Genomic DNA, 18,737 nt, shown 5'->3' with positions numbered 1-18,737 from the left:
TTGATGGAGACAATTCCCATATAATAAGGGATTCCAATTAAAAATTCGCCTTCAATGGTGTTTTACGCGTTCTTTTCATGAGCTGGTTTTTGGCCTCCCAACACAAGCAGCACTGGGCTTACGCCTTGACCGCACTGGTCGCCGCTTCGGCGGTGCCCTCGCACGCCCAGCAGCTTCCCGCCGGACCCCAGAAACCCGCCGCCCGCGTCGAGGACCCGGAGGCGCCGGTGACCATCCAGGCCGAGGAAATCAGCGGCCGCCCGGAGCGCGAACTGATACTGGAGCGCGACGTCGAGATCGTGCGCGACAAGATGCGCGTCACCGCCGAATCGGCCTGCTACCGCAATGTGGAAGCGGAAATCGAGGCGAAGAACAATGTGCGCGTCTGGCGTTTTGGCGACTATTACACGGCCGACGAGTTCCGCCTGAATACGGAAACGGGTGTGGGTTTTATGCTGCACCCCACCTACAAGCTGGAATTGAATAATGCGCAAGGCAAGGCGCAGCGCATCGATTTCCTGAGCGAAGAGCAGGCCGTCGTGGTGGAGGGCACCTACAGCACCTGCCAGGGCCCGAACCCGGACTGGTATCTGCGCTCCAGCACCCTGAACCTGGACACGGGCCGCGATGTGGGCATCGCCGGGGGCACCGTGGTCTATTTCAAGGACGTGCCCCTGATCGGCACGCCCGCGCTGTCCTTCTCGCTGTCGGGCGCGCGGCGCTCGGGCTGGCTGCCCGCGTTGCCGGGCTACAGCTCGCGCGGCGGCGCGGAGCTGACGGTGCCTTACTATTTCAATATCGCGCCCAACCGCGACCTCACCGTGTCGCCGCGCTACATCTCGCGCCGCGGCCTGCAGGTGGGCGCCGTGGGCCGCTACATCGGCGAGACGGACGAGGGCAACTACTATGAAGGCCGCAGCTTCATCGAGTACCTGGCGCACGACCGCAAGACGGGCACCGACCGCTGGCAGCTTACGTCCACGCACACCCAGGCCCTGGCCAAGGACTGGAGCTACGGCTGGAACCTGCGCGCCGCGTCGGACAACAACTACCCGAACGACTTCTCGAAAACGGTGGCCAGCAGCGCCGAACGCCAGCTGCTGCGCGAGCTGCGCACGGACTACCGCGGCGAGTACTGGAGCCTGACGGCGCGCGTGCAGAAGTACCAGGTGCTGCAGGACCCGGACTCGGTCACCGATCCGAGCCTGTTCGTGACGCGCCCCTACGACCGCCTGCCCGCCATCAACTTCCACGCCGCGCGCTACGACGTGGGCGGCTTCGACTGGCAGGTGGACAGCGAATTGACGCGCTTCTGGCATCCGGACCTCACGCGCGGCAACCGCCTCGTGGCCGTGCCGCAGCTGAGCTATCCCATCATCGGCCCGAGCTTCTTCGTCACGCCCAAGCTGATGCTCAACGCCAGCGCCTACCAGCTGGACGACAACCCCGACACGCCCGCCGTGGACGAGTCGAAGTCCCTGCGCCGCGCCGTGCCCACTTTCTCCCTCGATTCCGGCCTGGAGTTCGAGCGCGAGGCGAAGCTCTTCGGCCGCGCCATGACGCAGACGCTGGAGCCGCGCCTGTTCTACGTGTACACGCCCTACCGCGAGCAGAAGGACTTCCCGAACTTCGACACGGCCGAATCGACCTTCAACTTCTCGCAGATCTTCAGCGAGAACCGCTTCGTGGGCTCGGACCGCATCAGCGACGCCAACCAGGTCACGGCCGCCGTCGTGTCGCGCTTCCTGGAAGCCTCGGGCGCCGAGCGCCTGCGCCTGGCCTTCGGCCAGCGCTTCTACTTCCACGACCAGCGCGTGCAGCTGGACCCGAAAGCGAAGGTCAGCAACAGCAAGTCCGACCTCCTGCTGGCGGCAACGGGCCGCATCTCGGAAACGTGGGCGGTGGACAGCGCCGTGCAGTACAGCCCCGGCGAGAGCCGCGTGGTGAGCTCAAACCTCACCATGCAGTACCAGCCGGGCCCGAAGAAGGTCTTCAACGCCGGCTACCGCTACGTGCGCGACAGCTTCAAGAACGCGGACTTCTCCACCCAGTGGCCGCTGTCCCAGCGCTGGTTCGGCGTGGGCCGCCTCAGTTATTCGCTGAAGGACCACCGCGTGCTGGAAAGCCTGGTGGGCCTCGAATACAACTGCGACTGCTGGGTGTTCCGCATGGGCGCCCAGCGCTTCGTCACCACCGCGAACAAGACTTCCACCCAGTTCTTCGTCCAGCTCGAGCTGAACGGCCTGTCCGGTTTCGGCTTCGGCAACGCGCTGGAAGTGATGAAAAACAGTATTCCTGGCTATCAGCGCCTGAACGAGGGCTACCGCCGCTGATTCCGCGCTACACTACGCCTTTCGCTTTTTCACCCGACACATGAGCGTCCCCGATATGCGCAATACCCGTATGCACTCCATCAAACTCGCCGTCCTCCTGCTGTGCGCCCTGGGCGCGGGCAGCGCCAGCTGGGCCCAGAACGCGCAGCCGGCGGCCGCTCCCCAGACCGCGGGCGGCTTCACGCCGCCGGGCCAGTCGGCCAACCAGGAGATCGACTCGATCGCCGTGGTGGTCAACGATGATGTGATCACGCGCCGCGAACTGCGCGACCGCGTCACCACGGTGGTGCGCCGCATGCAGCAGCAGCAGGTGCAGCTGCCCTCGGCCTCCGACCTGCAGCGCCAGATCCTGGAGCGCATGATCGTGGAACGCGCGCAGCTGCAGCTGGCCAAGGAGATGGGCATCCGCGCCGACGACACCATCCTGGACCGCGCCATCGCCCGCATCGCCGAGCAGCAGAAGATGAATGTGCAGCAGCTGCGCAACCAGCTGGAGAAGGAAGGCACCACCTTCGCCGCCTTCCGCGAGGAGATCCGCGAGGAGATCATCATGCAGCGCCTGCGCGAGAGCCAGGTGGACAGCAAGATCCAGATCTCGGAAGGGGAAGTGGACAGCTTCCTGGCGGCCCAGGAAGCGGCGGCGCAGGAGCAGTTCGAACTGAATATCTCGCAGATCTTCATCCGCATTCCAGAGAACGCGACGCCCGAAGTCATCGCCCAGCGCCAGGCCCGCGCCGACGAAGTCATGCGCCAGCTGCGCACCGGCGCCGACTTCGCCAAGATGGCCGCCACCTATTCCGACGCCCAGGACGCGCTGCAGGGCGGCGCCGTGGGCTGGCGCCCGAGCGACCGCCTGCCGCCGCTGTTCGCGGACGCGCTGGGCAAGCTGAAACCGGGGCAGACCACGCCCGCCATGAAGACCGTGGGCGGCTTCTACATCCTGAAGCTGGTGGACAAGCGCAGCCTGGCCGAAGCCCAGGCCACGGCCGCCGTGCAGCAGACCCACGCCCGCCACATCCTGCTGCGCGTGACGCCGACCCAGACTGCGGCCGACGCCAAGCGCCGCCTGGCCGAACTCAAGGAGCGCCTGGACAACAAGAGCGCCACCTTCGAGGAGCTGGCCCGCCTGAATTCCCAGGACGGTTCGGCCGCCAAGGGCGGTGACCTGGGCTGGCTGTATCCGGGCGACGCCCTGCCGGAATTCGAGGAGGCGATGAACGCCCTGCAGCCGGGCCAGGTGAGCGGCGTCGTCGAAACCAGCTTCGGCTACCACCTGATCCAGGTCCTGGAGCGCAAGAGCGACGACATGTCCAAGGAGAAGAAGCGTAACGAGGCCCGCCTGGCCCTGCGCGAGCGCAAGATGGTGGAAGCGGCCGAGGAATTCCAGCGCGAGACGCGCGACCGCGCCTACGTCGAATACCGCGGCGAAGACCTGAAATAAGGCGGGAGCGGGCTTCATGAGCGCCAATCTGCAAGCACGGCGCCCTGGAGCGCGCCCCGCAACGCGCCCCACCATCGCCGTCACCACGGGCGAGCCGGCCGGCATCGGTCCGGAGATCGCCCTGCGCGCGGCCTGGGCGCGCCGCGCCGAGGTCAACGCGGTGCTGCTGGGCGACGCCGCCTTCCTGGCCATGACGGCCCAGCAGATCGATCCCGCCATCCGCGTCAGCGCCCTGTCCCTGCAGGCTGTGCGCAATGGCGGCCTGCCGCACTTCGGGCCCGAGCGCCTGTGCGTCATCGACATCCCCCTCGCCGCCCACGTGGTGCCGGGGCAGCTGAATAAAGAGAACGGCCGCGCCGTGCTGGCCACCCTGGACGCCGCCATCGAAGGCGTGCAGGCCGGCTGGTTCGAGGCCGTGGCCACGGCGCCCCTGCAGAAGAGCACCATCAACGACGCGGGCGTTCCCTTCTCCGGCCACACCGAATACTTCGCCGGCCGCACCGGCACGCCGCGTGTGGTGATGATGCTGGCAGGCCAGCCGCACGCCCCGGAGGACGCGCCGCCGCTGCGCGTCGCCCTCGCCACCACCCACCTGCCGCTGAAGGACGTGGCGGCCGCGATCACGCGCGAGAGCCTGGGCGAGATCCTCGACATCATCGCGCGCGACCTGCGCGGCAAATTCGGCATCGCCGCGCCGCGCATCCTGGTGGCCGGCCTGAACCCGCACGCGGGCGAGAACGGCTACCTGGGCCGGGAAGAGATCGACGTGATCGAACCGGCGCTGGCGGCCGCGCGCGAACGCGGCATCGATGCGCGCGGCCCCTATCCGGCGGACACGCTCTTCCAGCCCAAATACCTGCGCGAGGCCGACTGCGTGCTGGCCATGTACCACGACCAGGGCCTGCCAGTGCTGAAACACGCCACCTTCGGCCAGGGCGTCAACATCACCCTGGGCCTGCCCCTGATCCGCACCTCGGTCGATCACGGCACGGCCCTCGACCTGGCCGCGCGCGGCCTGGGCCTGGCGGACAGCCGCAGCATGGAAGAGGCCATCGCCGCCGCGCTGCGCATGGCCGATGCGGCCCGCAACACACCACAGAAAGACGCATGAAACACATCGCCCGCAAACGCTTCGGCCAGAACTTCCTCCAGGACGAGCGCGTCCTGCACGACATCATCGCCGCCATCGCTCCCGCGCCGGACGACGCCATGGTGGAAATCGGCCCCGGCCTGGCGGCCATGACGGACCTGCTGCTGCAGACGGTGAAGCAGATGCACGTGGTGGAGCTGGACCGCGACCTGGTGGCGCGCCTGGAGAAGCGCTATCCGCGCGAACGCCTGACGATCCATTCGGCCGACGCGCTGAAGTTCGATTTCGCCAGCATTCCCGTTCCGGCGGGGCAGAAGCTGCGCGTGGTGGGCAACCTGCCCTACAACATCTCCAGCCCATTGCTGTTCCACCTGGCGGAGATTGCGCCCCTGGTGCAGGACCAGCATTTCATGCTGCAGAAGGAAGTGGTGGAGCGCATGGTGGCCGAGCCGGGCAGCAAGGCCTACGGCCGCCTGTCGGTGATGCTGCAGTGGCGCTACCGCATGGCCCTGATGTTCGTGGTGCCGCCGGACGCCTTCGACCCGCCGCCCAAGGTCGATTCGGCCATCGTGCGCATGATCCCGATCGAGCAGCCCCTGGCCTGCGACGGCAAGCGGCTGGAGGCGGTGGTGCAGCAGGCCTTCTCCCAGCGCCGCAAGGTCATCCGCAACTGCCTGGCGGGCATGTTCACCGAAGCGCAGCTGCGCGAAGCGGGCATCGACCCCGGCGCCCGCCCCGAAACCGTCCCCGTCGAAGCCTACGTCGCCCTGGCCAATATTTCCTAATTAGGGACAGACCCTTTTAAGAAACTTTCTTAAAGGGGACTCGGCGTCCCCGTCTGTCCCCTTTAAGAAACTCAGGCAAAAAAAAAGCCGGCTCTGGGAGCCGGCTGAATCCATTTCCTTTGACAGAAGTGGAGGAGACAGGTGCAGTATGCGGCATGGCCGCATATGCGTCTAATTTATTCTGCGGATTCCTGTCATTCCCTTCGTGAATATCAGGTCTTGGGCACGCAGGCGATGCTGATGTTGGCGCGGTCGGCGTCGCCCATCACGCCCGTGCCGTTGGTGATGCTGCACTGCAGGCCCGTGGGCTGGGTCAGCACCGTCAGGCCGTAGGCTACGCCCACGGGAATGCGCTCGGTGTAGGTGAAGCCGGTGGCGTCCTTGGGAATGCTGGCGCCCGAGCCGTTGCTGCCGTTGATGATGGTCAGGCCGTCCGCCGTCAGGCCGGTCACCGTGCCCGACAGGGCGTAGGTGTTCTGGTTGCAGTTGATCTGCACGACGATGGTCTGGGTGTGGCCCGCCGCGCCGTTTTCCGTCCCGTCCAGGGGGGTGCAGGTCATGTGCTGCGGCTGGCTCTTGATGGTGACGTGGTATTCCGAGCCGTAGGAAATGGTGTTCGGGAAGCTGAAGCTGGTGGCGCCGGCCGGCACCGTGACGGTGTCGCTGCCGTTGGCCAGCACCAGGCCGGGATTGGGCACGGAGGTCTGCACGCGCACGGGATAGGTGACGAAGACGCCGCCGACGGTGAAGCTTTCCTTGCCGCCGCAGGCGGTCAGGACGAGGGCCGCGCCCAGGGCGGCGGCCGCGATGAGGATCTTGGCTTTCATGAATTCTCCAAAGGGGCCGCTCAGGCGGCAGGCTGGCAGCTGACGGCAACGTTGAGCACATCGCCCGAGGGCATGGTGCCCACGCCGTTGCTCACGGTGCAGACGCGGCCGGGCGGCTGGGCCAGCACGGTGACGCCGTAGTTGGCGCCGTCGAAGACCTTGGTGCTGAAGGTGAAGCTGGTCTGGCCCGCCGTCAGGGGCACGGTGGCCGAGCCGTTGGCCAGCACCAGGCCGTTCACGTCCAGGCCCGTCACGGTGCCGCCCAGCTGGTAGCTGTCGGTCACGCAGGTCACGCTCACCTGGCTTTGCGTGTTGTAGTAGTTGGCCTTGCCGCTGCCGTTGTGCACGGTGCAGGTGCTGGCCGTGGCGTCGGTCTTGATCTTGACGTCGAACTGGCTGTCCGGGGCGATCAGGTTGGGGAAATAGAAGCTGGTGGCGCCCGCGCCCACGGTCGTCGTCTGGTCGCCGTTCTGCAGCACCAGGCCGGGCTTGGTCAGGCCGCTGACCGAGCCGCTCAGCAGCAGGTTGTCATTGCCGCCGCCGCCGCAGGCGGCCAGCAGGGCCGCGCACAAGAGGCCTGCGCCCGCACGCACATACTTACTCTTCATATCGCCATTTCTCCCAGTCTGGGCCGCCGCGCGGCCCGAATCGGCGCCTATTTTAGTGCATTTGGCAAGTTGCGGGCCGATAAATCCTTGTAACAGCTTGTGACCGTGCGACAATGGGGCATGCGCCCGCAAGCCATCCTCTTCGACCTGGACGATACCTTGTGGCCCATCGCGCCCGTGATCGCGGCGGCCGAGCTCAGCCTGCACGCCTGGCTGGCCGCCCACGCGCCCCGGGTGGCGCAGGCCTTCGACATCGCCACCCTGCGCGCGCGCCGCCAGGCCCTGCTGGCGCAGGCGCCCGAGCTGGCGCACGACCTGGCCAGCCTGCGGCGGCGCGGCCTGGAGCACGCCTTCGCCGAGGCGGGCGAGGACGCGGCCCACATCGAGGGGGCCATGCGCCATTTCCTGGCCGCCCGCAACGCCGTCCAGCCTTACGACGACGTGCTGCCCGGCCTGCTGCACCTGGGCCAGTCCCTGCGCCTGGGCACCATCTCCAACGGCAATGCCGACCTTGAAGTCGTGGGCCTCGCCCACCATTTTGCGGTATCCCTGGCGGCCGCCCGCTTCGGCCGCGGCAAGCCCGATCCGGCCATCTTCCTGGCCGCCTGCGACGCCCTCGGGGTGGCCCCGGCCGCGGCCGTCTACGTGGGCGACGACCCGGAGCTGGACGTGCGGGGCGCCCAGCAGGCGGGCCTGCGCGCCGTGTGGATGAACCGCACGGGCGCGCCCCTGCCGCCCGGCCTGGCGCCGGAGGCGGTGGTGGCCAGTTTCAGCGAACTGATTGCCTGGCTGGAAGAGGAGTTGGCCGCGGACGGCCCCGGGGGTGCATAATAGGCGTCAACCGCAGGATCCCATCATGCAACTCGATACACGTGCCCAAACATTGCTCAAAGCGCTGGTAGAGCGCTATATCGCGGACGGCCAGCCCGTGGGCTCGCGCGCCCTGTCCAAGATTTCCGGCCTGGACCTGTCGCCGGCCACCATCCGCAACATCATGGCCGACCTCGAGGAGCTGGGCTATGTGGCCAGCCCCCACACCTCGGCCGGCCGCGTGCCCACGCCGCGCGGCTACCGCATCTTCGTCGACACCCTGCTGACGGTGCAGCCGCTGGACGAGCGCGCCGTGGAGGCCCGCCTGCAGCCGCAGGCGCCGCAGAAGCTGATCGCCAACGCGGCGCAGATGCTGTCCTCCCTGTCCCAGTTCGCGGGGGTGGTGATGGCGCCGCGCCACGAGTCGGCCTTCCAGCAGATCGAGTTCCTGCGCCTGGGCGAGAAGCGCATCCTGCTCGTCATCGTGGCGCCCGGAGGCGATGTGCAGAACCGCCTGCTGCTCACGGACGTGGACTACACGCCGGCCCAGCTGCAGCAGTCGGCCAATTTCATCAACCAGCACTACAGCGGCCTGTCCTTCGAGCAGGTGCGCGGGCGCCTGCAGAGCGAACTGGCCCAGCTGCGCGACGACATGGGCCGCCTGATGCAGGCGGCGGTGGAGGCGGGCAGCGCGGCCATGGCCGAGAGCGCGGAGGATGTGGTGATCGCGGGCGAGCGCAACCTGCTGTCGGTAAACGAGCTGTCCTCGAACATGAGCTCGCTGCGCGCCATGTTCGACCTCTTCGAGCAGAAGACGGGGCTCATGCAGCTGCTCGACGTGTCGAGCAAGGCCTCGGGGGTGCAGATCTATATCGGGGGCGAGTCCACCCTGGTGCCGATGGACGAGATGAGCGTGGTCACGGCGCCCTATACCCAGAACGGGCGCATCGTGGGCACCCTGGGGGTGATCGGGCCCACCCGCATGGCCTACGAGCGGGTGATTCCCATTGTGGACATCACCTCGCGGCTCTTGTCGAATGCGCTAAGCCAGGGCTAGACCTGCGGGGACGGACCCCAATTAAGAAACTTTTTTCTGCGGAAAAAGTTTCTTAATTGGGGTCCGTCCCCGCAGGTTACAAAAAAATTTCTTAAAGGGGTCCGTCCCCTCATTATTAATGGCGGTGCGGGCAGTTGGTCTTGATGCAGTTGCCGTAGATGGCGAGGGCGTGTTCGGCGATCTTGAAGCCGCGCTCGCTGGCGATGCGCTGCTGGCGCTGCTCGATGTCCTCGTCGATGAATTCCTCCACCCGCCCGCAGTCCAGGCACACCAGGTGGTCGTGGTGGGAGCCTTCGTTCAATTCGAAGATCGCCTTGCCGCTCTCGAAGTGGTTGCGGTTCAGGAGGCCCGCCTGCTCGAACTGGGTGAGCACGCGGTAGACGGTGGCCAGGCCCACGTCCATATTGTCGGCCAGGAGGATCTTGTAGACGTCTTCGGCCGTCAGGTGGCGCACCGGGCTGCTCTGGAAAATGTCGAGGATCTTCAGGCGCGGCAGGGTGGCCTTCAGGCCGCTGGCCTTCAGGTCGGTGGGGCTGTTACTCATGTTTGGTAGTCGGTTTGGGCTGGAGTGCTTTATGATATAGCGTTTTGGCACTTCTGCTCAATCCGAATTGAGGTCTTTTATGCGCTCCACCGTTTTGCTTTCCCTGCTGGTCCTGGCCGGCTGCGCCAGCCGCGGCCCCACCCAGGCGGCCGCCCCCGTCGACCCGGCCCAGGGCGTGCAGACCACCACCGTGACCCAGCTGCAGAAGTTCATGTGGTTCTTCTCGCCCTACCGCCCCGACATCCAGCAGGGCAATTTCGTGTCCCAGGAAATGCTGGCCAAGCTCAAGGAGGGCATGACGCGCGAGCAGGTCGCCTTCACCCTGGGCACGCCGCTCCTGGCCGACATCTTCCACGCCGAGCGCTGGGACTACCCCTTCCGCATGGCCAAGGGCAACGGCGAGCTGACCGTGTCCAATGTGGTGGTGTTCTTCGACAAGGAGGGCAAGGTGGCGCGCTGGGAAGGCGGCAACCTGCCCACGGAGCAGGAATACATCGCCCGCATCGCCGGCCCCGTGAAGCAGTTCGCCAAGGAGCAGAAGCGGGCGGCCGAAGGCACCACTGGCGCGACCAAGGCGCCGCTGCCGGCCGGCACCGACAACGCGGCCGCCCGTCCGGTGGAGGTCACGCCTCCCATCAAGCAGTAAGGACGCCCATGGCACTCAATATCGCAATCGCGGGCGCCAGCGGGCGCATGGGGCGCATGCTGATCGAGGCGGTGCTGGCGGACGGCGCGCTGCGCCTGTCCGGCGCCCTGGACCGCCCGGGCAGCCCTACTATCGGCAGCGACGCCGGGGCCTTCCTGGGCAAGTCGGCCGGCGTGCGCATCGCCGCCGACCTGGCCGAAGGCCTGCAGGGCGCGGACGTGCTGATCGACTTCACCCGCCCCGAGGGCACGCTGGAGCACCTGGCGTTTTGCGCCGAGCACGGCGTGAAGATGGTGATCGGCACCACGGGCTTCGACCCGGCGGGCAAGGCCGCCATCGGCGCGGCGGCGCAGAAGACGGCCATCGTCTTCGCGCCGAACATGAGCGTGGGCGTGAACGTGACGCTGAAACTGCTGGAATTCGCCGCGAAAAGCCTGGCCACGGGCTACGACATCGAGATCATCGAGGCCCACCACCGGCACAAGGTGGACGCGCCCTCGGGCACGGCGCTCAAGATGGGCGAGGTGATCGCCGGGGCCCTGGGCCGCAATCTGGACGACTGCGCCGTGTACGCGCGCGAAGGCGTGACGGGCGAGCGCGACCCGTCCTCCATCGGCTTTGCCACCGTGCGCGGCGGCGACATCGTGGGCGACCACACGGTGCTCTTCGCGGGCACGGGCGAGCGCATCGAGATCAGCCACAAATCCGGCAGCCGCGTGACCTATGCCCACGGCTCGCTGCGCGCGGCGCGCTACCTGGCGGACAAGCCGAACGGCCTGTACGACATGTACGACGTGCTGGGGCTGAACGCCTGATGGAGCACTTCAGCTTCGCCAGCTACTGGGAGCGCGGCGACGCGATCAGCCACGCCGTGGCCTGGCTGCTGCTGGCGATGTCGCTGGCGAGCTGGTTCTGCATCCTGGCCAAGGGCTTCACGGCCTGGCGCGTGCGCCGTAGCGCGCGCGTGGTGGCCGCCTTCTGGGACGCGCCCACCCTGCCGGACGGCGTGGCCGCGGTGGCCGCGGGCGACCCGGAAGGCATCTACACCGCGCTGGCGCAGCAGGCCGCCGCGCACGCGGACGGGGCGTCGGCCGCCGGCGGGCGTGCCAGCCTGGGCGCCGCCGTGGGCCGCGCCGAACAGGCCACGCGCCTGCTGCGCGATGCCATCCACCGCTCCACCACGCGCCTGGAAAGCGGCCTGACCCTGCTGGCCTCCATCGCCTCCACCGCCCCCTTCGTCGGCCTGCTGGGCACCGTATGGGGCATCTACCATGCGCTGGCGGCCGTCTCCTCCTCGGGCACGGTGCAGATCGACAAGGTGGCCGGCCCCGTGGGCGAGGCCCTCATCATGACGGGCGTGGGCCTCATGGTGGCCATTCCCGCGGTGCTAGCCTACAACGGCTTCAACCGCATCAACCGCCTCACCCTGAGCGAGCTCGATGCCTTCGCCCACGACCTGCACGCCTACCTGACGCGCGAGGACTGAAGCATGGCATTCGGCGCCTTCAACCACCACCGGCAGAAGGAGGCCATGGCCGACATCAACGTCACGCCCATGGTGGACGTGATGCTGGTGCTGCTGGTGATCTTCATTATCAGCGCGCCCATGTTCACCAACGCCGTGCAGCTGGAGCTGCCGCGCGCGCAGGCGGGCGCGGCGCCCCAGCAGCCGGACAGCATCGCGCTGGCGCTGGACGCGGCGGGCACCCTGTACTGGAACAACAGCCCGCTGCAGGCGGGCGAACTGGAAGAACGCCTGGCGGCGGCCGCGAAGCGCGAGCCCCAGCCCGAGCTGCAGCTGCGCGCCGACCGCGCCACGCGCTACGAGGCGGTGGCCCGGCTGATGGCGGCAGCGCAGCAGCACGGCCTCACCCGCCTGGTGTTCGTCACCGATCCGAAGGAAAAATAATGGCCAGCGTAACGATCGACGGCGCCGCAATCCGCGACGAAGCCACCTTCTTCGCCGCCAGCCGCGCGGCCCTGGAACTGCCCGAATACGTGACCAGCATCGACAGCTGGATCGACGCCCTGAGCTATCTGCGCGATACGGAGGGCATGACGAAGTTCCGCCTCAAGCCCAATGAGGTGCTGGAGATCGTGATCGAGCACGCGGACGCGATGCGCGCCGCCGTGCCCGAGCTGCTGGAGGAAGTCGCGTTCTGCGTGGGCGGCATCAACGAGCGCTACGAGGACTACGGCGAGAAGCCGGCCTTGAAGCTCGTGCTGCGCTAGGCCGCCTTCTCGCCCGGCGCGAGGGTCAGCACCTCGAAGCCGGTGGCCGTGACGGCCACCATATGCTCCCATTGCGCCGACAGCGAGCGGTCCTGGGTCACGACGGTCCAGCCGTCGGGCAGGGCGCGCGTGTGGTGCTTGCCCGCGTTGATCATGGGCTCGATGGTGAAGATCATGCCCGGCTGCAGGGTCAGGCCCTGGCCCGGACGGCCGTAGTGCAGCACCTGCGGATCCTCGTGGTAGACCATGCCGATGCCGTGGCCGCAGTAGTCGCGCACCACGCTGTAGCCCGCGTTCTCGGCCAGCATCTGGATGGCGTGGCCCACGTCGCCCAGGGTGGCGCCCGGCTTCACGGCGCGGATGCCCGCCCACATGGCGTCGTAGGTCACCTCGCACAGGCGGCGCGCGGCCTTGCCCACATTGCCCACGTAGTACATGCGGCTCGTGTCACCGAACCAGCCGTCCTTGATCACGGCCACGTCGATGTTGATGATGTCCCCGTCCTTCAGGATCTTCTTCGGGCTGGGAATGCCGTGGCAGACCACCTCGTTGACCGAGGTGCACACCGTCTTCGTGAAGCCGCCGTAGCCCACGTTGGCGGGAATGACCTGCAGCTCCTTGACGATGAAGTCGTTGCACAGCTTGTCCAGGTATTCGGTGCTGACGCCGGGCTGCACGTGGGGGCCGATCATGTCCAGCACGCGCGAGGCCAGCTGGGCGGCCACGCGCGAGAGCTCGACCTGCTCGGGCGACTTGATCAGGATGGCATTGCTGTTCCGCTTACGCATTCTGCAGCGCCTCCACCTCGACCGTCCCGAGCCGCAGCGGCCCTCCCGCGCTGTCGCCGCCGCGCAGGAGCAGCTGGCAGATCTCGCTGTAGCGCAGGTCGGGATTGGTTTCGGCCAGCAGGCCGATGCGGAGCCAGTGCTCGGCCTGGGCGTTGATCGAGCGGCTCAGGGCGCCGCTCGCAATGCGCAGGTTCTCGTGCATCTGGTCGGAGATCTTGACGATACCCATTCGAGGTGCCTTTATACGGTTTATATACGAACCGTATATTAGCACGTTTGGCGCTCAGCGCACCGCTTTCGGGTCGAAGTGGGGGTTATGGATGAGGCCCAGCACATTGCCGAAGGGATCGGCCAGCTCCGCCACCTTGATGCCTTCGCCCACGTCCTGGATGTCCGAGTGAGTGCTCGCTCCCAGCGCGAGGATGCGCCGGACTTCCTCTTCGATATTCTCCACGCCCCAGTAGACCTTCGTTCCGGCCTTGCCCGGCTCGCCGTCCGGCACCAGGCCCAGCTCGAAGCCGGCCACGTTGAAGCCCACGTAGAAGGGCTGGTCGAAATAGGGCTCCACCCCGAAGACCCGGGCAAACCAGGCTTTCGCGGCGGGCAGGTCGTTCACGGGATAGAGCGCGGTGCGCAGGCCATTGATCATGTTCTTCTCCTTGTTTGGCAGATGCCGCATCTTCTCACGCGCCGGGCGGCCTGCATTGGAAAAATGGAAAGCGGTCAGCCGTCCAGGCAGGCCTCACCCGGCATCATGTCGCCGACCCGGCGGCCCGGAACATGCCAGGCCCGCCGTTCGCCCCAGCACTGCTGTTGTGGCGCAGCCCACTCCACCGTCGCCTGGACGGGTGTTTGCGGAACAGGCTTTGGGGGCGGGGCGGCCTCGGTGGTTTGTTCCGCCGCCGCTTTCGCTTCCCGTGCGGCCTGCCGGCGCAGCACGACAGCAGGCTTCCATACGCGTTCCCCCGGCAGTAAAACGCCGATGAGCTCCCATGCATTGCGATGCGTGCTCTCGCAGCAGCTGATGAATCGGTTCGGCGAAGTCGGGCAACCTTGGTAGATCAGCTCGTCGCCCACGACCTCCGCATAACTGTGTTCGTGATGCAGCCAGATGCGAAGCTTGCTGCCTTCAGGCAGAAACAGCTGCTTCCAGCGGTATCCGCGCGGTGTGCCGGCACCGGAGTTCGCCGTCCGCTGCGCAGTGAGCCAGTCCTGCAAGGCCAGCTCGGCAGCCTCGGCGGGGTTCAGGGCGCTGCGCGTATCGCGCAGGTGGCTCATCAGGTGGAATAGGGTGTCGGGGTTTACTGCCAGACTCGCTATGGGAAACATGGGGAAAACCTCCGTTTTTTTCTGGTCTTTCGTGGTCTTTTTGGATCTTTTTTGGTCTTTTCCGGTACTTCTCGTGTTTGGACAAGAGGGAGCCGCGAAAGTTCAAAAGTACCAAAAAAGACCAGAAAAGACCTGAAAAGACCAGTCGTTTTCCCCACGTTTCCCATAGGGGGCTGGGAAGAAAACCGGCACCCTCAATCCCCCAGCGGCAGCAAGAATTGCTCGGGCGTGAGGGCGGCGAAGTCGTGGAAGTCGCGGATGAGGTGGGACTGGTCGAAGTAGCCGCATTCGGCGGCGACGGCGGCCCAGTCGGGGTGGCGGCGGCCGCGCACGGCGTCGGCGGCGCGGCGGAAGCGCGTGATGCGGGCGAAGAGCTTGGGCGTCAATCCCACCTGCTGGCCAAACTGCCGGGAGAGATGCTGGCGCGAGACTCCCAGCCGCGCGGCCAGCGGTTCGACCGCCAGCGCGCCGCCGGCCGCTTCGATGGCGCGCACGGCGGCAAGCGCCAGCCCGCCCTCCTGCGAACGGGCCGCGCGCCGCCGGGCAGCGCTGGCGCGGCGTTCCCAATGCTGCGGGAAGGAGAGCAGGGCGTTTTCGATGAGAGCGAGGCGCTGGAGGTCTGAAAGCTCGCGCTCCCACAAGGCGTCGTGCAGGCGGTCCGCCGCCGAGGCGCCCCAAAGCTCGGGCAGGGCGGCGCGCTGGTCGCTCAGGCCATCGAGGGGGATGCCGAGGAAGCGTCCTGCCGAACCAGGCCGGAAGCGCACCGCCACGGTCCGCACGGGACCTGCGCTGGGCACGATGACGGCGCTGCTCATCATGCCCACGGCGAAGGCTGGCGCGCCCGTATCCTGCCAGAGAATATCGACGCAGTTATCCGGCAAAACGCGATGCCGGAAAGGCAAGGCGCCGGGGGCGGGGCGGACGTGGGCGGTCCAGAGGCAGGCCACATGCGGGGCCAGGGCCGGGGAGGGCGGATATTCTCGATAGAGCATCATGGCACGAACCAGTATAATGTTCGGTTCATATCCAATCCAACCCAGCATCCCATCATGCAAGACAAATATAGTCCCGCCGACGTTGAAAAAGCTGCCCAGGCCCACTGGAAGGCCATCGATGCCTACAAGGCCGTGGAAAACGACCCGCGTTTCCCGAAAGGGAAGTACTACGCCTGCTCGATGCTGCCCTACCCGTCGGGCAAGCTGCACATGGGCCACGTGCGCAACTATACGATCAACGATGTGATGTACCGCTACCTGCGGATGAACGGCTACAACGTGCTCATGCCCATGGGTTGGGACGCGTTCGGCATGCCCGCCGAGAACGCGGCCATGGCCAACAATGTGCCGCCCGCGCAGTGGACCTATTCGAACATCGCCCACATGCGCCAGCAGATGGAGATGATGGGCCTGGCCATCGACTGGTCGCGCGAAATGACGGCCTGTAAGCCGGAGTACTACAAGTGGAACCAGTGGATGTTCCTGAAGATGCTGGAGAAGGGCATCATCTACAAGAAGACGGGCACCGTGAACTGGGACCCGGTCGACCAGACCGTGCTGGCCAACGAGCAGGTGGTGGACGGGCGCGGCTGGCGTTCGGGCGCGCTGATCGAGAAGCGCGAGATCCCCATGTACTACGCGCGCATCACCGACTATGCGGAAGACCTGCTGGACTACGTGGACCACAAGCTGCCCGGCTGGCCCGAGCGCGTGCGCATCATGCAGTCGAACTGGATCGGCAAGTCCACCGGCGTGCGCTTCGCCTTCACCCATGACATCAAGGGCGAAGACGGCCAGCCGATCGGCGGCGGCAGGATGTATGTGTTCACCACCCGTCCCGACACCATCATGGGCGTGACCTTCTGCGCCGTGGCGGCCGAGCACCCCCTGGCCACGCACGCGGCGCAGAACAATCCCGCGCTGCAGGCCTTCATCGCCGAATGCAAGCAGGGTTCCGTGATCGAGGCCGACATGGCCACCATGGAGAAGAAGGGCATGCCCACGGGCCTGTTCGTGACGCATCCGCTGACGGGCGCGCAGGTGGAAGTCTGGGTCGGCAACTATGTGCTGATCACCTACGGCGACGGCGCCGTGATGGGCGTACCGGCGCACGACGAGCGCGACTTCGCCTTCGCCAAGAAATACGATCTGCCGATCAAGCAGGTCATCACCGCCGAAGGCAAGGATTTCAGCACGGACGCCTGGCAGGAATGGTATGGCGACAAGGACATCGCCGTCGTGGTCAACTCCGGCAAGTACGACGGGCTGCGCTACGCCGAGGCGGTGGACGCGGTGGCGGCCGACCTGGCGGCCAAGGGCCTGGGCGAGAAGAAGGTCACCTTCCGCCTGCGCGACTGGGGCATTTCGCGCCAGCGCTACTGGGGCACGCCCATCCCCATGATCAACTGCGCCCACTGCGGCTCGGTGCCCGTGCCGGAGAAAGACCTGCCCGTGGTGCTGCCGGAGGACTGCGTGCCGGACGGCAGCGGCAACCCCCTGAACAAGCACGAGGCCTTCCTCAAGTGCGACTGCCCCAAGTGCGGCAAGCCCGCGCGCCGCGAGACCGACACCATGGACACCTTCGTGGACTCGTCCTGGTACTACATGCGCTACACCTCGCCCGGCTCGAACGAGGCCATGGTGGACAGCCGCAACGACTACTGGATGCCGATGGATCAGTACATCGGCGGCATCGAGCACGCCGTGCTGCACCTCCTGTACGCACGCTTCTGGACGCGCGTGATGCGCGACTTCGGCCTGGTAAAGTTCGACGAGCCCTTCGTGAACCTGCTGACCCAGGGCATGGTGCTGAATGAAACCTACTACCGCGAGGACGCGGCGGGCAAGAAGACCTGGTTCAACCCGGTCGACGTGGAGCTGACCACGGACGACCGCGGCCGCCCCGTCTCCGCCGTCTTGAAGGACGACGGCCAGCCGGTGCACATCGGCGGCACGGAGAAGATGTCCAAGTCCAAGAACAACGGCATCGACCCGCAGGCCCAGATCGAGCAGTACGGCGCCGACACGGCCCGCCTGTTCACCATGTTCGCCTCGCCGCCCGAGCAGACCCTGGAATGGTCCGGCAGCGGCGTGGAAGGCGCCAACCGCTTCCTGCGCCGCGTGTGGGCCTTCGGCTATGCCCAGCGCGAACGCATCGCCGCCGCGGGCGCCGCGCTGACGTCGTCCGCTTCCGCCGACGCGGCCAGGACGCTGCGCCGCGAGCTGCACAAGGTGCTGCAGCAGGCCGACTATGACCTGAAGCGCATCCAGTACAACACCGTCGTTTCGGCCTGCATGAAGATGCTCAACACGCTCGAATCGGCCAAGCTGGACGAGAGCGCCGAATCGTCCGCCGTGCTGTCCGAAGGCTTCGCCATCTTCCTGCGCCTGCTGAACCCCGTGGCGCCCCACATCACCCACGTGCTGTGGCAGGAGCTGGGCTATGCGGGCGACATCCTGGACGCGCCCTGGCCGCAGGTCGACCCGGCCGCGCTGGAGCAGAGCGAGATCGAGCTCATGATCCAGGTGAACGGCAAGCTGCGCGGCTCGGTGAAAGTGGCCAAGGGCGCCGACAAGGCCGCCATCGAGGCCGCCGCCCTGGCCGAAGAGAGCGTGCAGAAGTTCATGGAAGGCGCGCCGAAGAAGATCATCGTCGTTCCCGGCAAGCTGGTTAACATCGTGGTGTGATCATGAAAACTTCCCTCCCCGCCCGCCTGCTCCTATGCGCCGCCCTCGCGGGCAGCGTGGCGGGCTGCGGCTTCCACCTGCGCGGCTCGGGCGGCAACTACACGCTGCCGTTCCAGGCCATGTACATCGGCCTGCCCGAATCCTCGCCCCTGGCCATCGACCTGAAACGCAATATCCGCGTCAACGGCCACACCGCCGTGGTGAGCGACCCGAAATACGCGGACGGGGTGGTGGAGGTGATCACCGATCCCGAGAAAACACGCAGCAAGTCCATCCTGTCCCTGAACAGCAATGGCCGGGTGCGCGAATACCTCCTGAGCTACAACATCGTCTTCCGCGTCAAGGACAAGGCGGGCAACGAGCTCCTGGCCCCGACCCAGATCGTGCTGACCCGCCCCATCACCTTCAACGAAACCCAGCTCCTGGCCAAGGAGCAGGAAGAGGCCCTGCTGTACAAGGACATGCAGACCGACCTGGTGCAGCAGATGATGCGCCGCATGGCCGCCATCAAGCTGGCAGCGGCGCCCACCACCGCCCCCGCGCCCGCGGCGGCGCAGCAGTAAG

Annotated in this window: 21 protein-coding genes; 13 read left to right on the top strand and 8 right to left on the bottom strand. The window is 66.8% G+C overall.

The features are described 5' to 3' along the window. Positions 1-77: 77 nt before the first annotated feature. The 4 genes from LSQ66_RS19590 to rsmA are packed head-to-tail and all read left to right on the top strand — an operon-like array spanning position 78 to position 5,649. On the top strand, positions 78-2,333 hold the full coding sequence (locus LSQ66_RS19590) for an LPS-assembly protein LptD (RefSeq protein WP_231766862.1): 2,256 nt from the start codon (positions 78-80) through the stop codon (positions 2,331-2,333). Between the two features lie 55 nt (positions 2,334-2,388). Further along, entirely contained in the window at positions 2,389-3,774 is a 1,386-nt protein-coding gene (locus tag LSQ66_RS19585) for a peptidylprolyl isomerase (protein WP_231766861.1), read from the top strand. 16 nt (positions 3,775-3,790) lie between these two features. Then, positions 3,791-4,885: a 4-hydroxythreonine-4-phosphate dehydrogenase PdxA gene (gene pdxA, locus LSQ66_RS19580; protein ID WP_231766860.1), complete on the top strand. Its 1,095-nt coding sequence runs from the start codon at positions 3,791-3,793 to the stop codon at positions 4,883-4,885. Beyond that, positions 4,882-5,649 carry a 16S rRNA (adenine(1518)-N(6)/adenine(1519)-N(6))-dimethyltransferase RsmA gene (gene rsmA / locus LSQ66_RS19575; protein ID WP_231766859.1) on the top strand — a complete coding sequence of 256 codons (768 nt, stop codon included), beginning with the start codon at positions 4,882-4,884 and terminating at the stop codon, positions 5,647-5,649. Before pdxA ends, rsmA begins: the two co-directional genes overlap by 4 nt. A 212-nt stretch (positions 5,650-5,861) precedes the next feature. On the opposite strand, the gene LSQ66_RS19570 is transcribed toward rsmA, so the two are convergent. Next, the gene (locus LSQ66_RS19570) at positions 5,862-6,476 is read right to left on the bottom strand and encodes a hypothetical protein (protein ID WP_231766858.1); all 615 of its coding nucleotides are present in this window, start codon (positions 6,474-6,476) and stop codon (positions 5,862-5,864) included. A 20-nt stretch (positions 6,477-6,496) separates the two neighbouring features. Further along, on the bottom strand, positions 6,497-7,084 hold the full coding sequence (locus LSQ66_RS19565) for a hypothetical protein (protein WP_231766857.1): 588 nt from the start codon (positions 7,082-7,084) through the stop codon (positions 6,497-6,499). A gap of 120 nt (positions 7,085-7,204) precedes the next feature. Here LSQ66_RS19565 and LSQ66_RS19560 point away from each other — a divergent pair, with 120 nt between their 5' ends. Next, positions 7,205-7,915: an HAD family hydrolase gene (locus tag LSQ66_RS19560; protein WP_231766856.1), complete on the top strand. Its 711-nt coding sequence runs from the start codon at positions 7,205-7,207 to the stop codon at positions 7,913-7,915. Between the two features lie 25 nt (positions 7,916-7,940). Next, positions 7,941-8,951, top strand: coding sequence for a heat-inducible transcriptional repressor HrcA (gene hrcA / locus LSQ66_RS19555; protein ID WP_231766855.1), 1,011 nt, complete (start codon positions 7,941-7,943; stop codon positions 8,949-8,951). Positions 8,952-9,066: 115 nt separating this feature from the next. On the opposite strand, the gene fur is transcribed toward hrcA, so the two are convergent. Further along, positions 9,067-9,495 carry a ferric iron uptake transcriptional regulator gene (gene fur / locus LSQ66_RS19550; RefSeq protein ID WP_231766854.1) on the bottom strand — a complete coding sequence of 143 codons (429 nt, stop codon included), beginning with the start codon at positions 9,493-9,495 and terminating at the stop codon, positions 9,067-9,069. A gap of 79 nt (positions 9,496-9,574) precedes the next feature. Between fur and LSQ66_RS19545 the strand changes: the two genes are divergently transcribed. From LSQ66_RS19545 to LSQ66_RS19525, 5 genes are read left to right on the top strand one after another with little or no spacing between them, the layout of a single operon-like run. After that, positions 9,575-10,141 (top strand): outer membrane protein assembly factor BamE, encoded by a 567-nt coding sequence (locus LSQ66_RS19545; RefSeq protein ID WP_231766853.1) that lies wholly within the window; start codon positions 9,575-9,577, stop codon positions 10,139-10,141. 8 nt (positions 10,142-10,149) lie between these two features. Next, positions 10,150-10,956, top strand: coding sequence for a 4-hydroxy-tetrahydrodipicolinate reductase (dapB, locus tag LSQ66_RS19540; RefSeq protein ID WP_231766852.1), 807 nt, complete (start codon positions 10,150-10,152; stop codon positions 10,954-10,956). Further along, complete coding sequence (locus tag LSQ66_RS19535; protein ID WP_407659646.1) at positions 10,953-11,627, top strand: MotA/TolQ/ExbB proton channel family protein; 675 nt, start codon at positions 10,953-10,955, stop codon at positions 11,625-11,627. The genes dapB and LSQ66_RS19535 overlap by 4 nt, the downstream gene beginning before the upstream one ends. 3 nt (positions 11,628-11,630) lie before the next feature. After that, positions 11,631-12,050, top strand: a complete 420-nt coding sequence (locus LSQ66_RS19530; protein WP_231766850.1) for an ExbD/TolR family protein — start codon at positions 11,631-11,633, stop codon at positions 12,048-12,050. Further along, entirely contained in the window at positions 12,050-12,373 is a 324-nt protein-coding gene (locus LSQ66_RS19525; RefSeq protein WP_231766849.1) for a barstar family protein, read from the top strand. The genes LSQ66_RS19530 and LSQ66_RS19525 overlap by 1 nt, the downstream gene beginning before the upstream one ends. On the opposite strand, the gene map is transcribed toward LSQ66_RS19525, so the two are convergent. The 5 genes from map to LSQ66_RS19500 form a co-directional block, all read right to left on the bottom strand. Continuing rightward, positions 12,370-13,161 (bottom strand): type I methionyl aminopeptidase, encoded by a 792-nt coding sequence (gene map / locus LSQ66_RS19520; RefSeq protein ID WP_231766848.1) that lies wholly within the window; start codon positions 13,159-13,161, stop codon positions 12,370-12,372. The two genes, LSQ66_RS19525 and map, sit on opposite strands and share 4 nt — an antisense overlap. Next, on the bottom strand, positions 13,154-13,390 hold the full coding sequence (locus LSQ66_RS19515) for a ParD-like family protein (protein WP_231766847.1): 237 nt from the start codon (positions 13,388-13,390) through the stop codon (positions 13,154-13,156). The genes map and LSQ66_RS19515 overlap by 8 nt, the downstream gene beginning before the upstream one ends. Positions 13,391-13,444: 54 nt before the next feature. Further along, positions 13,445-13,810: a VOC family protein gene (locus LSQ66_RS19510; RefSeq protein WP_231766846.1), complete on the bottom strand. Its 366-nt coding sequence runs from the start codon at positions 13,808-13,810 to the stop codon at positions 13,445-13,447. 74 nt (positions 13,811-13,884) lie between these two features. Next, entirely contained in the window at positions 13,885-14,490 is a 606-nt protein-coding gene (locus tag LSQ66_RS19505) for a hypothetical protein (protein WP_231766845.1), read from the bottom strand. A 194-nt stretch (positions 14,491-14,684) separates the two neighbouring features. Further along, positions 14,685-15,485, bottom strand: a complete 801-nt coding sequence (locus LSQ66_RS19500) for a helix-turn-helix domain-containing protein (RefSeq protein ID WP_231766844.1) — start codon at positions 15,483-15,485, stop codon at positions 14,685-14,687. 54 nt (positions 15,486-15,539) lie between these two features. Here LSQ66_RS19500 and leuS point away from each other — a divergent pair, with 54 nt between their 5' ends. Beyond that, a complete protein-coding gene (leuS, locus tag LSQ66_RS19495) occupies positions 15,540-18,173 on the top strand; it encodes a leucine--tRNA ligase (RefSeq protein ID WP_231766843.1) in 2,634 nt (877 codons plus the stop codon). Positions 18,174-18,175: 2 nt separating this feature from the next. Beyond that, positions 18,176-18,736, top strand: coding sequence for an LPS-assembly lipoprotein LptE (locus LSQ66_RS19490; protein WP_231766842.1), 561 nt, complete (start codon positions 18,176-18,178; stop codon positions 18,734-18,736). The last annotated feature ends 1 nt before the right edge of the window (position 18,737 follow it).

Source organism: Massilia endophytica, assembly GCF_021165955.1.
GTDB classification, from domain to species: domain Bacteria; phylum Pseudomonadota; class Gammaproteobacteria; order Burkholderiales; family Burkholderiaceae_D; genus Rugamonas; species Rugamonas endophytica.
Note: the sequence above shows the minus strand (reverse complement) of the source record. Positions and strands in the feature narration are given on the sequence as shown.

What these genes read in the sequence shown, in the direction of transcription:
- hrcA (WP_231766855.1), top strand. Translation starts at nt 7,941, where the DNA reads ATGCAACTCGATACACGTGCCCAAACATTGCTCAAAGCGCTGGTAGAG.
- LSQ66_RS19515 (WP_231766847.1), bottom strand. Translation starts at nt 13,390, where the DNA reads ATGGGTATCGTCAAGATCTCCGACCAGATGCACGAGAACCTGCGCATT.
- LSQ66_RS19565 (WP_231766857.1), bottom strand. Translation starts at nt 7,084, where the DNA reads ATGAAGAGTAAGTATGTGCGTGCGGGCGCAGGCCTCTTGTGCGCGGCC.
- LSQ66_RS19505 (WP_231766845.1), bottom strand. Translation starts at nt 14,490, where the DNA reads ATGTTTCCCATAGCGAGTCTGGCAGTAAACCCCGACACCCTATTCCAC.
- LSQ66_RS19525 (WP_231766849.1), top strand. Translation starts at nt 12,050, where the DNA reads ATGGCCAGCGTAACGATCGACGGCGCCGCAATCCGCGACGAAGCCACC.
- LSQ66_RS19585 (WP_231766861.1), top strand. Translation starts at nt 2,389, where the DNA reads ATGCGCAATACCCGTATGCACTCCATCAAACTCGCCGTCCTCCTGCTG.
- LSQ66_RS19545 (WP_231766853.1), top strand. Translation starts at nt 9,575, where the DNA reads ATGCGCTCCACCGTTTTGCTTTCCCTGCTGGTCCTGGCCGGCTGCGCC.
- LSQ66_RS19570 (WP_231766858.1), bottom strand. Translation starts at nt 6,476, where the DNA reads ATGAAAGCCAAGATCCTCATCGCGGCCGCCGCCCTGGGCGCGGCCCTC.
- LSQ66_RS19510 (WP_231766846.1), bottom strand. Translation starts at nt 13,810, where the DNA reads ATGATCAATGGCCTGCGCACCGCGCTCTATCCCGTGAACGACCTGCCC.
- dapB (WP_231766852.1), top strand. Translation starts at nt 10,150, where the DNA reads ATGGCACTCAATATCGCAATCGCGGGCGCCAGCGGGCGCATGGGGCGC.
- map (WP_231766848.1), bottom strand. Translation starts at nt 13,161, where the DNA reads ATGCGTAAGCGGAACAGCAATGCCATCCTGATCAAGTCGCCCGAGCAG.
- LSQ66_RS19560 (WP_231766856.1), top strand. Translation starts at nt 7,205, where the DNA reads ATGCGCCCGCAAGCCATCCTCTTCGACCTGGACGATACCTTGTGGCCC.
- leuS (WP_231766843.1), top strand. Translation starts at nt 15,540, where the DNA reads ATGCAAGACAAATATAGTCCCGCCGACGTTGAAAAAGCTGCCCAGGCC.
- LSQ66_RS19490 (WP_231766842.1), top strand. Translation starts at nt 18,176, where the DNA reads ATGAAAACTTCCCTCCCCGCCCGCCTGCTCCTATGCGCCGCCCTCGCG.
- fur (WP_231766854.1), bottom strand. Translation starts at nt 9,495, where the DNA reads ATGAGTAACAGCCCCACCGACCTGAAGGCCAGCGGCCTGAAGGCCACC.
- rsmA (WP_231766859.1), top strand. Translation starts at nt 4,882, where the DNA reads ATGAAACACATCGCCCGCAAACGCTTCGGCCAGAACTTCCTCCAGGAC.
- LSQ66_RS19590 (WP_231766862.1), top strand. Translation starts at nt 78, where the DNA reads ATGAGCTGGTTTTTGGCCTCCCAACACAAGCAGCACTGGGCTTACGCC.
- pdxA (WP_231766860.1), top strand. Translation starts at nt 3,791, where the DNA reads ATGAGCGCCAATCTGCAAGCACGGCGCCCTGGAGCGCGCCCCGCAACG.
- LSQ66_RS19500 (WP_231766844.1), bottom strand. Translation starts at nt 15,485, where the DNA reads ATGATGCTCTATCGAGAATATCCGCCCTCCCCGGCCCTGGCCCCGCAT.
- LSQ66_RS19530 (WP_231766850.1), top strand. Translation starts at nt 11,631, where the DNA reads ATGGCATTCGGCGCCTTCAACCACCACCGGCAGAAGGAGGCCATGGCC.